The 12,600-nt window shown below is 63.2% G+C and carries 11 protein-coding genes; 8 read left to right on the top strand and 3 right to left on the bottom strand.

The window, feature by feature from the left end:
- Positions 1 to 292: 292 nt before the first annotated feature.
- Positions 293 to 574 (bottom strand): hypothetical protein, encoded by a 282-nt coding sequence (locus EB233_RS13935; RefSeq protein ID WP_244277666.1) that lies wholly within the window; start codon positions 572 to 574, stop codon positions 293 to 295.
- Positions 575 to 863: 289 nt separating this feature from the next.
- Between EB233_RS13935 and EB233_RS13930 the strand changes: the two genes are divergently transcribed.
- The 8 genes from EB233_RS13930 (at position 864) to EB233_RS13895 (ending at position 10,071) form a co-directional block, all read left to right on the top strand.
- Positions 864 to 1,748 (top strand): hypothetical protein, encoded by an 885-nt coding sequence (locus EB233_RS13930; protein WP_064989408.1) that lies wholly within the window; start codon positions 864 to 866, stop codon positions 1,746 to 1,748.
- A 250-nt stretch (positions 1,749 to 1,998) separates the two neighbouring features.
- Complete coding sequence (locus tag EB233_RS13925) at positions 1,999 to 3,189, top strand: integrase core domain-containing protein (RefSeq protein ID WP_064990865.1); 1,191 nt, start codon at positions 1,999 to 2,001, stop codon at positions 3,187 to 3,189.
- 252 nt (positions 3,190 to 3,441) lie between these two features.
- Complete coding sequence (gene htpG / locus EB233_RS13920; protein WP_064989009.1) at positions 3,442 to 5,328, top strand: molecular chaperone HtpG; 1,887 nt, start codon at positions 3,442 to 3,444, stop codon at positions 5,326 to 5,328.
- 175 nt (positions 5,329 to 5,503) lie between these two features.
- Positions 5,504 to 5,902, top strand: a complete 399-nt coding sequence (locus EB233_RS13915) for a GFA family protein (RefSeq protein WP_081294009.1) — start codon at positions 5,504 to 5,506, stop codon at positions 5,900 to 5,902.
- A 134-nt stretch (positions 5,903 to 6,036) separates the two neighbouring features.
- On the top strand, positions 6,037 to 6,915 hold the full coding sequence (locus tag EB233_RS13910) for an ABC transporter permease (protein ID WP_064989011.1): 879 nt from the start codon (positions 6,037 to 6,039) through the stop codon (positions 6,913 to 6,915).
- Between the two features lie 30 nt (positions 6,916 to 6,945).
- A complete protein-coding gene (locus EB233_RS13905; protein ID WP_064989012.1) occupies positions 6,946 to 7,785 on the top strand; it encodes an ABC transporter permease in 840 nt (279 codons plus the stop codon).
- Positions 7,782 to 8,924 carry an ABC transporter substrate-binding protein gene (locus EB233_RS13900; protein ID WP_027052326.1) on the top strand — a complete coding sequence of 381 codons (1,143 nt, stop codon included), beginning with the start codon at positions 7,782 to 7,784 and terminating at the stop codon, positions 8,922 to 8,924. The genes EB233_RS13905 and EB233_RS13900 overlap by 4 nt, the downstream gene beginning before the upstream one ends.
- Complete coding sequence (locus EB233_RS13895) at positions 8,917 to 10,071, top strand: ABC transporter ATP-binding protein (protein WP_064989013.1); 1,155 nt, start codon at positions 8,917 to 8,919, stop codon at positions 10,069 to 10,071. The genes EB233_RS13900 and EB233_RS13895 overlap by 8 nt, the downstream gene beginning before the upstream one ends.
- A 12-nt stretch (positions 10,072 to 10,083) precedes the next feature.
- Here EB233_RS13895 and EB233_RS13890 read toward each other — a convergent pair whose 3' ends face one another.
- Complete coding sequence (locus EB233_RS13890; RefSeq protein WP_064989014.1) at positions 10,084 to 11,064, bottom strand: GlxA family transcriptional regulator; 981 nt, start codon at positions 11,062 to 11,064, stop codon at positions 10,084 to 10,086.
- Positions 11,065 to 11,246: 182 nt separating this feature from the next.
- Positions 11,247 to 12,191: a helix-turn-helix domain-containing protein gene (locus tag EB233_RS13885; protein WP_343064840.1), complete on the bottom strand. Its 945-nt coding sequence runs from the start codon at positions 12,189 to 12,191 to the stop codon at positions 11,247 to 11,249.
- Between the last annotated feature and the right edge of the window lie 409 nt (positions 12,192 to 12,600).

The following is a 12,600-nucleotide window of genomic DNA, read 5'->3' as shown; positions in this document are numbered from 1 at the left end:
CCACGATGCAAATCTTTCGGACCGCCCCTCCGGCGCATTCGTTGACGATGTCTGCTTCTGCGATCAGGGTTACATGCTGGTTCCTGCGATCGAGACGAGGGGCGCCCGACCGGCGACTTGGGGGCCGTCTACTGACTGTCAGCTAGGAGGTAAGAGGAGTACAGGCGCGGGCGTTCACGCAATGGCAGCTTTTGGGCTCATAAGTCCAGTCGTTGGATGATTGACCTGAGGGGCATTGCCGCCATTCGCGACAAAGAAGATCGGAGCTCGACCGCAGCTCGTTTGCCCAAGATCAATGCGCCACCCCATCCATCGCGTGCAGCAGCCTCCAGGCCGAGCCCACACGCCCATCGAACTGCGCCGCAAAATGCTCGGCCGCCACGTCCTCCAGGCCGTCATCGACCAGCGCCTCGATGCTTCGCCGCATCAGGGCGAGCTGCATCCGCCGGGCGTGTTCGAGGTCGGCCTCTCGCATGATTGCCGTGACGTGGTAGGCAATGACGGGCTGGCCGAGGCACGACAGCAGCGCGTTGGCCTCGGCTGTCACGGCGGTCACTGCGTCTTCGATCTTCATTCTGGCGATCCTCATCAAAAAATGATGCTGACGCCTCCCCGCAAGGCGACGGTGGTACGTCGCTTCTTTTTTAGGTTCAGCCCTCCGCGAATACTGGAAGCCCGCTCCGAAAACAGTATCCGTCAGATTTGATTCAAAGGCGAACGGATAGTTAATCGATGGTTAATGGCAGCGCTTGCCATCCCGCCCCGATCAGGATGTTTCGTCTCGATGGTTCCTGCCGCGCAATCGCCGCAAAGCTGCCTGATGGCTGCCTTGCCTGTTGATCGCCACGAAGAAAGGTTTTGTCATGCGGTTGGTCTGGACGGTCATGTTTGCACTTGCGAGCAGTGCTGCTTTCGCCGCCTCGCCCGAGGACGATTATATCGCCGCGCGCGACAAGGCGATTGCGGAGATCGCGGCCATGGAAAGCACGAACACGCCGGTGGAAACGCTCGATGCGGCCAATGAAAAGGCCCGCGCCGATCTCGAAACGCGTCTCACCGCCCTGCTCGGGCCCTTCACGGTCAAGGATTTCCCGGCAGCCGGCAAGATCAATATCGAAAGCCTCAGTTCCTCCGATGTCGGCTTCGGCATGCTGGACGGGCTGCGCCACGGCACCGAGGATGGCCCCAGCATCGTGGCCTCGACGCGCGGGCTGGTCGAGCGCTGGCTCAAATCGCGCGCCGCCGAGACCGACGCCGATCTCAAACTGCCGACCAGCTTCGACGCGGCGCTGAAGCTCGATGCCTTCTACACCCAGGCGATCGGTAGCGACGCCGCCTTCACCGGCACGCTCGACTTCGCGCTGAAGAAGCCCGAGGGCGCCGACATGGTGATTGCCCGGCTTGGCGGCTGGGCGCAGGATGTCGGGCCGAACTACGACCAGGATGTCGTCGTCACGGTGGTCAAGGGCAACAGCGTCCTCATCGCCGAAGCGCAGGCGACGCCGCCCCTGCCGAAGATCGCGGCCTGCGACGCCGTGTGGAGCGCCGCCGACGCCGCCGCCCAGAAACTGGCTAAGCAGGCCACCGACGAGAGCGACGAAAACACGTCCGATGCCGCCAACGCCGCCTGGACCAAAGGCGACAACGACTTCCGCGCCTGCCTGGGCAAGAGCCTGCCGGCGGACGCGGCCTATCCGGCGCTGCTCGCCCAGGCGCAGTCGCTGGCGGATAAAATGGCGGGGAAGTAGCCGTCGAACGTTGGTGCCGCCCCTCACCTGCCTGCCGGCATCCTCTCCCCGTATAGTGACGGGGAGAGGGCCGCATCGTCGCCGGTTTCGCCACCTACCAGCGTTGCAATAGGGCGTCAGCGTTGCTGCCAGCTTCCTTCTCCCCGTCACTATACGGGGAGAAGTGCCTGCTGTCCGAACCGGATAGATAGGTAACAGAATGGACTGATTAGATGGGTGACAGTTTTCTTGTCCGCCGGGAGGACCGGCGATGGTTTGGCGAGAGACTGGCATCATGGATGAGCGGCTCCGGTTTGTTGTGGACTGCCTTTCTGGCGAGGAGACGATGACGCAGCTGTGTGCGGCCTACGGCATCTCGCGCAAGAGCGGCTACAAATGGCTAGGGCGTTATCGGGAGTTTGGTCCGGAAGGTTTGCACGATCGGCCGCGAGCGCCGCTCAATCACGGCCGGGCGACGGCCGAGGATTTGGTGGGGCGGATCGTGGCTATGAAGGAGATCCACCCGCTGTGGGGGCCCAAGAAGATCATGGCCAGGCTCAAGCGAGCGGAGCCCTGCTGCGGCTGGCCTGCGGTCTCGACGGCCGGTGAGATTCTGAGGCGGCATGGACTTGTGGGGCGTAGGCGCAAACGCTGGAAGGCGGCAGGCAATGGGCCATGGCCGGAAGCTTCGGAGCCGAACGCGGTGTGGACCGGGGACCACAAGGGTTGGTTCCGGACCCGCGACGGATGGCGTTGCGAACCGCTGACGGTGATGGATGTGTCGAGCCGCTACCTATTGGGGCTCGAGGCAACAAGCTCGACGGCGGATGAAGAAGCCTGGCCTGTGTTTGAGCGGTTGTTTGAGGAGAACGGCCTGCCGGATCGGTTCAGAAGCGACAATGGCTCGCCATTTGCGTCGGCCGGCGTCGCCGGGCTGACGCCGCTTGCGGCGCGCTTCATCAAGCTCGGCATCGCCCTTGAGCGCATCCAACCGGGCAAGCCGCAGCAGAACGGGCGCCATGAGCGTTTCCATTTGACCATGCTGCCGATGGCCAAGGCACCGGAGGCCGACAGGGCGGCTCAAGCCCAGGCCTTCGAGGCCTTCCGGCGCAGCTACAATGAAGAGCGCCCGCACGAGGCGCTTGGCATGGGCACCCCATCACAGCATTATTGTCCCTCAACCCGTCCCATGCCCAGGAAGCCCCCCGAGCCGGATTATCCGGCCGAGGCGGCGGTGCGCAGCGTGCGCCAGAACGGCGCCGTCAAATGGCAGGGCGCCGAAATCTACGTCTCGGCCACGCTGGCAGGCGAGCCGATTGCCATCGAAGAGACTGAGAACGGCGAATGGGCGATGCGCTTCTATGCCCATCCGCTCGGCTTCATCGACCACAAGCACATGAAACTGGTTCGCCGAAGCGCCACACCAACCAAACCGCCTGGCGCGGCGGCGAACCCATCATAAGGGGGAGAACTGTTACCCATGTATCCGGTTCAAACTGGTACCCATCTATCGGCTGGACACCGGCAGGGCGATGAGGGGCGGCGCGAAAATCTATAAATTGGCGACTCCGCCTTGTTGCCCTCGCATCCCACCACCATATCGTCGGCGCGCTGGCCTTGCTGAACACGGTTGCCAGCACCGCGAAAAATGGTTGAAAGGAAAGCCCGAACGCGCACGGCGTGGCGGGCGGATGAACAGCGTGGGAAAATCGAAATGACGACGGACACGAAAGCGACGGAAACCAGGGCGTTCGAGGCGGATGTTTCGCGGCTGCTGCACATGATGGTGCATTCGGTCTATTCGGATAAGGACGTCTTCCTGCGCGAACTGATTTCCAACGCCGCCGACGCCTGCGAGAAGCTGCGCTTCGAGGCCGTCAACAGACCCGAACTCCTGGCCGACGACCCCAAGCCGCGGATCTCGATCTCGGCTGATCCCGACAACAAGCAGATCATCGTCGAGGACAACGGCATCGGCATGAGCCGCGACGACATGGCCGAGGCGCTGGGCACCATCGCCCGCTCTGGCACGCGCGCCTTCATCGAGCGCGTCGGCACAGGCACGGAGGACACGCAGCTCATCGGCCAGTTCGGCGTCGGCTTCTATTCCGCCTTCATGGTCGCCGACCGCGTCGACGTCATCAGCCGGCTGGCCGGCAGCGAGGAGGCCTGGCGCTGGTCGTCCGACGGCAAGGGTTCCTATGAGATCGCCCCCGCCCCGCTCGAAGCCGCGCCGAAGCGCGGCACCCGCGTCGTGCTGCATCTGATGGACGACGCCGTCTCCTACACCGGATCCTACCGGCTCGAGCAACTGGCCAAGGCGCAGTCTGGTCATGTGCCGGTGCCGATCACGCTGATCGAAAAACCCGGCGCCGAGGCGCGCGACATCGCCGACGGCACCGCACTCTGGGTCAGGCCGAAGAGCGAGATCAAGCCCGAGGAATACACCGACTTCTATCGTAGCGTCGCCGGCCAGTATGACGAGCCGGCAGCCACCATCCATTTCCGCGCCGAGGGCCGGCAGGAATATTCGGTGCTGGCCTTCGTGCCTGGTTCGCGGCCGTTCGACCTGTTCGACCAGGTCCGCAAGGGCCGCATGAAGCTCTATGTGCGCCGCGTCTTCATCACCGATGATGCCGATCTTCTGCCGCGTTACCTGCGCTTCGTGCGCGGGTTGGTCGATTCCGCCGACCTGCCGCTCAACGTCTCGCGCGAGATGATCCAGGAAAGTCCGCTGCTGGCCTCGATACGCAAGGGCCTGACCAACCGCGTGCTCGGCGACCTCGCCAAGCTTGCGGAGAACGAGGCCGAGGCTTACGCGAAAATCTGGGAGAATTTCGGCGTCGTCCTCAAGGAAGGGCTCTACGAGGACCATGAGCGGCGCGAACAATTGCTGAAGCTCGCCCGCTTCCACTCGTCCGCGTCGGGCGACGGCTGGCGCGGCCTTGCCGACTATGTCGCGGCGATGAAGGAAGGCCAGAAGGCGATCTTCTTCATCGCCGGCGACGACCGCGCCCGGCTCGAAGCCTCGCCGCAGCTCGAAGGGTTCAGGGCGCGCGGCATCGAGGTGCTGCTGCTCACCGACCCCGTCGACAGTTTCTGGGTGACGATGGCGCCAGACTTCGACGGCAAGCCGTTCAAATCGGTCACGCAAGGCGGGGCGGAACTCTCGGACATTCCGTTGCTCGACGATACGAAGAAGCCGGCGACAGCGGCAACGCCGGAGGTCGACGGCTTCCTCGCCTTCGTCAAATCCGCGCTTGGCGACGCCGTCTCCGACGTCAAGGCCTCCGACCGCCTGACCGAGAGCGCGGTCTGCCTTGTCGCGCCCGAACATGGCCCCGACCGGCAGTTCGAGCGGCTGATGAACGCCGCCGGCCGCCTCGACAGAGCGGCAAAGCCGATCCTCGAAATCAACCCGAGGCATGAGCGCGTGCTGGCGCTCGCCGGCCTCGGCGACGACGAACAGGCCTTCAAGGACGATGCCGCCCACCTCCTCTACGACGAGGCGCGCGTGCTCGACGGCGACAAGCCGGCCGATGCCAGGGCGTTCTCGGAACGCTTGGCCCGGTTGATCGCGAGGGGAATTTCGAAGGGCTGAGGCTCGCCAGGCCGCCAAGGCGGTGGTGAATGCAGCTTGGAAGCTATTCCCCGCGCGAGAACAATCGCTAGCGTGCAATGTCGCAATCGAGCGCCAACTCGGCGTATCTCATGGCGACTCTTTTGCCGCGCCGGTACAGATTACTGGTCAGGCCGGTTCTCTCAAGGAGATCTGAATGCGTGGTCATTGCCTATGTGGCGCCATTGCTTTTGAAGTCGATGGCCCGGAACAAGCATGCGTGAGCTGTCATTGTGAAAGCTGTCGGCGGCAATGTTCCGCACCGATGACCACTTACATTGGCGTCTTGGACAGCCAATGGCGATGGCTGGGCAAGCCGCCGAAGATATTCGACTCTTCTCCCGGTGTGGAAAGAACATTTTGCGATCACTGCGGCTCGCCACTCTCCTTCCGTTCGAAGAACATGTCCGGTGTCATGCATTTCTTTGCCGCGGCGATGGAGGAGCCGGAAAAACTCGCACCCACGCTGCATGTCGCCTTCGAGGAGAAGCTGCCTTGGTTGAAGCTCGCCGACGGCCTGCCGACGCGGGTCGGGCCTGACTATACGAAAGACTAGAGCGACTCAGGAAAGCGCGGCGACGCGCCTGATGTCCACTGGCTCAATCGCCTGTTGTAGACATCGGGCCTCCAATCACCCAATCTTGACCCGGGAACAGAACAAGCGCTTCGAAGAGAGCGCACCGGGTGCTCATGAAACGACGATGGACATTGTATGATCCACGGCTGGCCTGGATGCTGGTCGCGCCGGTGCTTGTGCTGCTGATCTTCTTCCTGGTGCTGCCGATCGCCGTGATGGCCGCCTACACCTTCTTCACCTTCGTCACCGCCGGCGTCGAAACCAGCACCCTGACGACAGCGAACTGGCACGAATTCCTCACCGACAGCTATTATTCCGGCTTCCTGTTGAAGACGCTGCGGGTCGGCGCCATCACGGCGACGCTTTGCGGGGTGCTGGGTTATTTTCCCGCCTATTTCATCTGGGCGACGACCTTCAAGCACAAATGGCTGCTGCTGCTCCTGCTCATCGTGCCGTTCTGGATCAGCTTCACCATCCGCACCTTTTCGTGGATCAACATCCTGGGCGAACAGGGCGTCATCAACGTCGCACTGCTGAAATTGGGCATCATCAACGAGCCGCTGCCGATGCTCTACAATGAAGGCGCGGTCATCCTCGGCATGTTGCACTTCCTGCTGCCCTACATGATCCTCAACGTCTATGTCAGCCTCGAGAGCATCGATCGCACCCTGATCGCGGCGGCCCGTTCGATGGGCTGCACCAGCGCGCAAGCGTTCCGCGAGGTGACGCTGCCGCTTTCGTTACCGGGCCTCGCGGCAGGCCTGCTGCTCTGCTTCGTGCTCGCCGCCGGCAGCTATGTAACGCCGCAATTGCTGGGTTCGGGCCGCGACGCGCTGTTCGGCAATCTGATCTACGACACCATCATGGGCGAGCTGAACTGGCCGATGGGCGCCACGCTGTCGATCGTGTTGTTCGTCGTGCTCGGCTTCTTCGCCGCCATCTACACCCGCTACATGGGCATGTCGCAGATCGTCAAAGGCCTTGGTGGATGAAGGGCTTGGGCGAATGAAGGGATTCGGTGCATGAAGTTGGGGCGCAGGCAGGAAGGCAGATGGGCCTGGCGGCTGACCGGCTTCGTCACGCTGTGCGTCTACATCTTCATGTTCGCGCCGATCGTGGCGACGGTGATCCTGTCCTTCAACGCCTCGATGTTCGGCGGCTTCCCGATGACCGGCTTTTCGCTGCAATGGTACGCCAAGCTGATGGCCAACGAGCAGGTGCTGACCGCCTTCCGCACCTCGTTGTGGATCGCGCTGGTCACATCGGCCGTCACCACGGCAATAGGCGTCGTCACGGCGTTTGCACTGGTGCGCTTCGAATTCCCCGGCAAGCAGGCGCTGAGCACGCTCGTGATCCTGCCGGCGCTGGTGCCGGAGACCATCCTCGGCGTCGGTCTTCTGGTGCTGATCAAGGCGATCGACCAGCCGCGGACCATGCTTTTGCTGGTGCTCGGCCATATCCTGCTGGCCGTGCCCTATGTGGTGCTGATCACCCAGGCGCGCATGGTCGGCATCCGCCGCGTCTTTGAGGAAGCGGCACTTTCGCTCGGCGCCTCGCGCTTCTCGTCCTTCCGTGAGATCACGCTGCCGCTGCTCATCCCCGCCGTCGTCGGCGGCGCGCTGCTCGCCTTCACCATCTCGTTCGACAACACGTCGGCCAGCCTGTTCTGGCGCCCGGCCGGCGTCGAAACCATGCCCACCCAGATCCTTTCGATGCTCAAGATCTCGATCAGCCCCGAGATCAACGCGCTCGGCACCGTGATGATACTGGTGACCGTCGGCATCCCGCTTGTCGGCGGCCTGATCCTGCAAAGCCTGACCAGATTGAAACGACGCGACCAACCCAAGGAGGAAACACTATGAAACTTACCAACAGCAAGCGGCTTGAACGGCTGCACGACCGCTACCAGAACGGCGATCTCAGCCGCCGAACGTTCCTGACGCTGACCGCCGCCGCGGCGGCCGCGGCGGGCCTCGACATGCCCTGGATGCGGCAGGCGCTCGCCGCGGTCGAAGAGGTTCGCTTCGACGGCTGGGGCGGCACGGTGCAGGATGCGATCGACAAATATGCCTTCAAGCCCTACACGACCAAGACCAAGATCAAGGTGGTCCAGGGCACGTTCGGCGACGAGGACGAGATCATCACCAAGATCAAGACCGCCAAGCCCGGCGACTACCAGGTCATCCATTCCTCAGGCGTCAACTACTACATCAAATATGTGAATGCCGGCCTGACCTCGGAGATCAACGAGGCCAATATTCCCAACATGGCCAATGTGTTGCAGCCGATGATCGATCCGTTCCGCAAGCTGACGCCGAAGCTTTCGGCCGTGCCTTACGACTACGGCACGACAGGCATCGCCTACAACACCAAGGTGATCTCGCCCGAGGAAGCCAAGGAAAAGGGCGCGGCCCTCCTGCTCGACAAGAAATATGCCGGCAAGGTCGGCGGCTATGACGACATGACCACGCGCGTCTGGTACGCGGCACTGGCCACCGGACAGGACCCCAACAACCTCAAGGACATGGACGCCATCTGGGCCAAGGTGCGCGAGACGCGCGACCTCGCCAAGAAATTCTGGAGTTCCGGCGCCGAGCTGATGGACCTGCTTTCCAAGGGCGAGATCGTGGTGACCGACGCATGGTCGGGCCGCGTCGCCGCCTTGCAGGACCAGGGCGCGCCGATCGGCTATCTCGATCCTGCCGGCTCCTATGCCTGGATGGAGGACATGCTGATCCTGAAGGGCTCGCCGATGGCCGAGTGCGAGGAGCTGATCAATTTCATGCTCGATCCCGCGACCTCCATCGCCGTGGCCGAGGGCCAGAGCTATCCGCCTTCGCTCGACCCGACCAAGGTCAAGCTGACCGAGAAGATCGAGAAGCTGCCGGCTTTCGACAAGACGGGCACGATGAAGGCGCTGACCTTCGCCGATCCTGTCTACTGGGCGACCAACGAGGACGCCTGGACCAAGCAGTGGAACAGGATTTCGAAGGGTGCCTGACAGCCAGGACGCGACATCCAATCCCCGGCCGGCTTCGGCCGGGGCCGCAAATGCGGGCGAGGCCGCCGGGGCGAACAGCCCGGCGGTCGAGTTCCGCGACATCGACATTGCCTATGGCAAGTTCGTCGCCGTGCGCGATTTCTCGCTGTCGATCGCCAAGGGCAGTTTCGTCACCTTGCTGGGGCCTTCGGGCTGCGGCAAGACCACCATCCTGCGCTCCATCGCCGGCCTGGTCGACATTTCGGGCGGCCAGATCATGATCGATGGACGGCGGGTCGACGACGTGCCGATCTACAAGCGCAACATCGGCCTGGTCTTCCAGAGCTATGCGCTGTTCCCGCACAAGACCGTGTTCGACAACGTTGCCTTCGGCCTGAAGTACCGCAACGTGCCGAAGCCCGAGATTGTCCGCAGGGTCGGCAAGGCGCTCGAAATGGTGCGGTTGCCGGGCAGCGAGAAGAAGCTGCCCTCGCAGCTGTCGGGCGGCCAGCAGCAGCGCATCGCGCTCGCCCGCGCCATCGTCTTCGAACCGCAGGTGCTTTTGCTCGACGAGCCGCTGTCGGCGCTGGACGCCAACATGCGCGAGGAGATGCGCGTCGAGATCAAGAAGATCCAGAAGGAAACCGGCATCACCGCCATCTTCGTCACCCACGACCAGGAAGAGGCGCTCTCCATGTCGGACCGCATCGTGGTGATGAACCAGGGCGCGGTGGAGCAGATCGGAACCCCGCAGCAGGTTTATGACACGCCGGCCACCGCCTTTGTCGCCGACTTCCTCGGCAAGGCCAACATGCTCGCCGGGACGGTGAGCGCATCCGGCCAGGCGGTGCTGCTCGCCACCGGCCAGACCGTCAACGTCACCTGTCCACGGCCGCTTGCGCAAGGCAGCAAGGTCACCGTCGTCGTGCGACCGCAGAAACTGTCGGTCGGTGCGGCGGCGGGCGCCAACGTTCTGTCCGGCCGTGTCGTCTCGGCCTCGTATCTGGGCGGCAGCGCGATTTATGAGATCGACGTCGGCGGCAAGGCCAATATCCGCGCCAACGCGCCGATCAGCGGCCGCGTGCTTCGCGAAGGCGAGCCGATCGACCTCGGATTCGATCCGGGGGACTGCGTCCTGCTCGACGAGGCCGGCCAGCGGATTTCGTAGTACCGGCCTTGATCAGCCGCCCGCCGCCGCGCCTGCCATGCGGTTGGGGTGCCTGAGATGGGTTGGCGTGATGCCGGTCTGCTGGCGGAAGACGCGGCTGAAATGGCCGGCATTGGTGAAGCCGCAGCGATAGGCGATGTCGCCGATCTGCAACTCGCTGCCTTCGAGCAGCGACTTCGCATGATGTACCCTGAGAGCGAGATAGGCCGCCATCGGCCCGATGTCGAGTTCGGCCTGGAAAAGCCGCTCGAGCTGGCGGCGCGAAGAGTTCAGGCGGCTGGCGATCTCGGCGACCGGCAGCGTCTCCTGGAGGTTGCTTTCCATCAACAGCAAGGCACGCTTCACCGCGCGGCTCGACGCCGCCGGAAACAGGTCGCCGACTGGCTGCACGTCGCGGCTGCTCCTGATGCGGTCGAGCACCAGGATCTTGGCGGCCTTTTCCGCCGCCTTCTGGCCGATGAACTGGGACACGAAATAGCCGGCAAGGTCGGCCGCCCCCGTGCCGCCGGCGCAGGTCGAGCGGCCCCTGTCGACGGAAAACAGGCTGTCGGCATGGGCGTTGACATCAGGGAACTGGTTGCGGAAATCCTTGATGTGGAACCAGCTGACGGCAGCACTGTAGCCGTCGAGCAGGCCATAGCGCGCCAGCACGAAGCTTCCGGTGCACAGCGCCGTCAGCGGCACGCCCTTCTCGGCCGCCCGCAACAGGAAGGCCTCCTTGTCGGAACTCAAGGCACGGTTGGTGTCTAGCAGGCCGCCGACCACGACGATGTTGTCGAAATCCTCCGGATTGCCGATCGCTTTCGTCGGCAGCAATTCGACGCCGCAACTCGCCCGGATCGGCAGGCCGCGTTCGCCGACGATCTCCCAGTCGAACTCGATCCTGCGGCTGCGGTCGCCCTCGTCGCCCGCCAGCCGCAGCGTGTCGATGAACAGCGACAGCGGCGACAGCGTGAAGTCGCGAACCAAAAGAAACGCAAACCGTCTGGCCATTGTGTTTCCGGAACCGTCCCCTCGCCCATCCCTATCATTGCCGATCCGTATGGTTTGGCACAGGCCCCATCCCCGGGCTTCTCAGGAGCGGCCGCTCGATGTCGGAGATAAGATTGGCGATCTTGGTGAGAAACCGTGTATGGGTAAATTGATCCCGATCGCTTGGCATGCGAAGCCCCGGACTATGCGCCTGTCGGGTGTCCCCTCGCCGCGACCTCCACCCACCACCGGTTGACGACTTCCGGGCTCGTCAGTTGGGTTTGCGCCGACGCCTCCATCTGTTCCCTACGATATTCGCTCGCGGTCGTGCCGAACCGCTGGCGGAACGCTCGGCTGAAATGCGCTTCGCTGTTGAAGCCGAGATCGGCAGCAATTCGTGACAATTTGCGGGTCTCGAGAGGATCGCTCAGCGCTGCCCGCACGGCTATCAGCCGGCGCTCCTGGACGTAGCGCATGATGCCCCCATGCGGTGCGAAAACCCGATAAAGCGAAGCGCGCGAGATCCTGAGCTTCTCCGCCAGGAACTCCGGAGAGAGCTTGCCGATGGCTAGATTGTCGCGAATTGCGGCCTCCGCCAGCGACAGGAGATCATCGTCCGCGTCCTGTGCATTGCGGGATGTAAAGTCGGGCTTGATCAGCAACCGCCTCAGAAAATCCGCGGCGTCGGAAACGGTGCCCTCGACCTCATCCTCCGACATCTGCGTGCTGCGCTCCTGGAGCGAGCGCATGTAAGCGGCGAGGAGGTCGTTGCGCAGCGGATCGAGGCGCGGCTTCAGAGTGCCCGGCACTATGCCGCCCAGCAGCGCGCGGGGGACGATGAGCGACAGAGTGTTGGAGGCATAGGCGCGGGTACGGACCTCATGGGCCAGATCGATCACGGCCACCCTTCCCGGGCCGATCGAGGCCTGCTCTCCCGAAATCATCCCGTTGAAGCCGCCGCTCATATAGAGGTGCAACAAGATGTGATCCGGCGTGACCGCTATGCGCTGCGCATCCCGCACGAACGCCTGCGGTGCGAAAGCCACTTTCGCAATGATCATGTCCCCCAGGATTGCTCCATTGGCCGATCCGGCGGGTAGTTTTTTGCTGCGGGTCCACGGGCGCGGCTCGAAGAGAGGCGACAACACCGCGCTCCATGTCGCGAAAGCCGTTTCAGGGTCCAAGCCAGTCGTTACGTAATAGAGTCTGGGTATAGCCATGCCAGAAGAGTTTTTTCATTCATGTTTGCGCGCCACAGACGGACGTGGCGAAGTCCTATTCAAAATAAAGGCACCCTGAATCAAGAGCGCTACCATGGCGTTAACGCATCTGGTTGCCCAGCGTTCCCGCAGGCGAAGCAGAGCGGATGTTCGATATCTCGCGAAATAATTGATCGAGCGTCTCAAAGCGGCGTTTTCCCGGAAAGTGGCCGGGTCCGCATACTGACATCCTCGCCCAACTCATGTTTCAAGCGACCCCGGTGTGGGGATGCCGCTGCAATCGCGGCGTGTGCTCGGGGTGGGTAAAGTGCATAGTCTTTCGAACGTGACCGTTTCG

This window comes from Mesorhizobium erdmanii, from assembly GCF_013170725.1.
Taxonomy (GTDB): Bacteria; Pseudomonadota; Alphaproteobacteria; order Rhizobiales; family Rhizobiaceae; genus Mesorhizobium; species Mesorhizobium erdmanii.
This window is presented reverse-complemented; position numbering and strand designations above follow the sequence as displayed.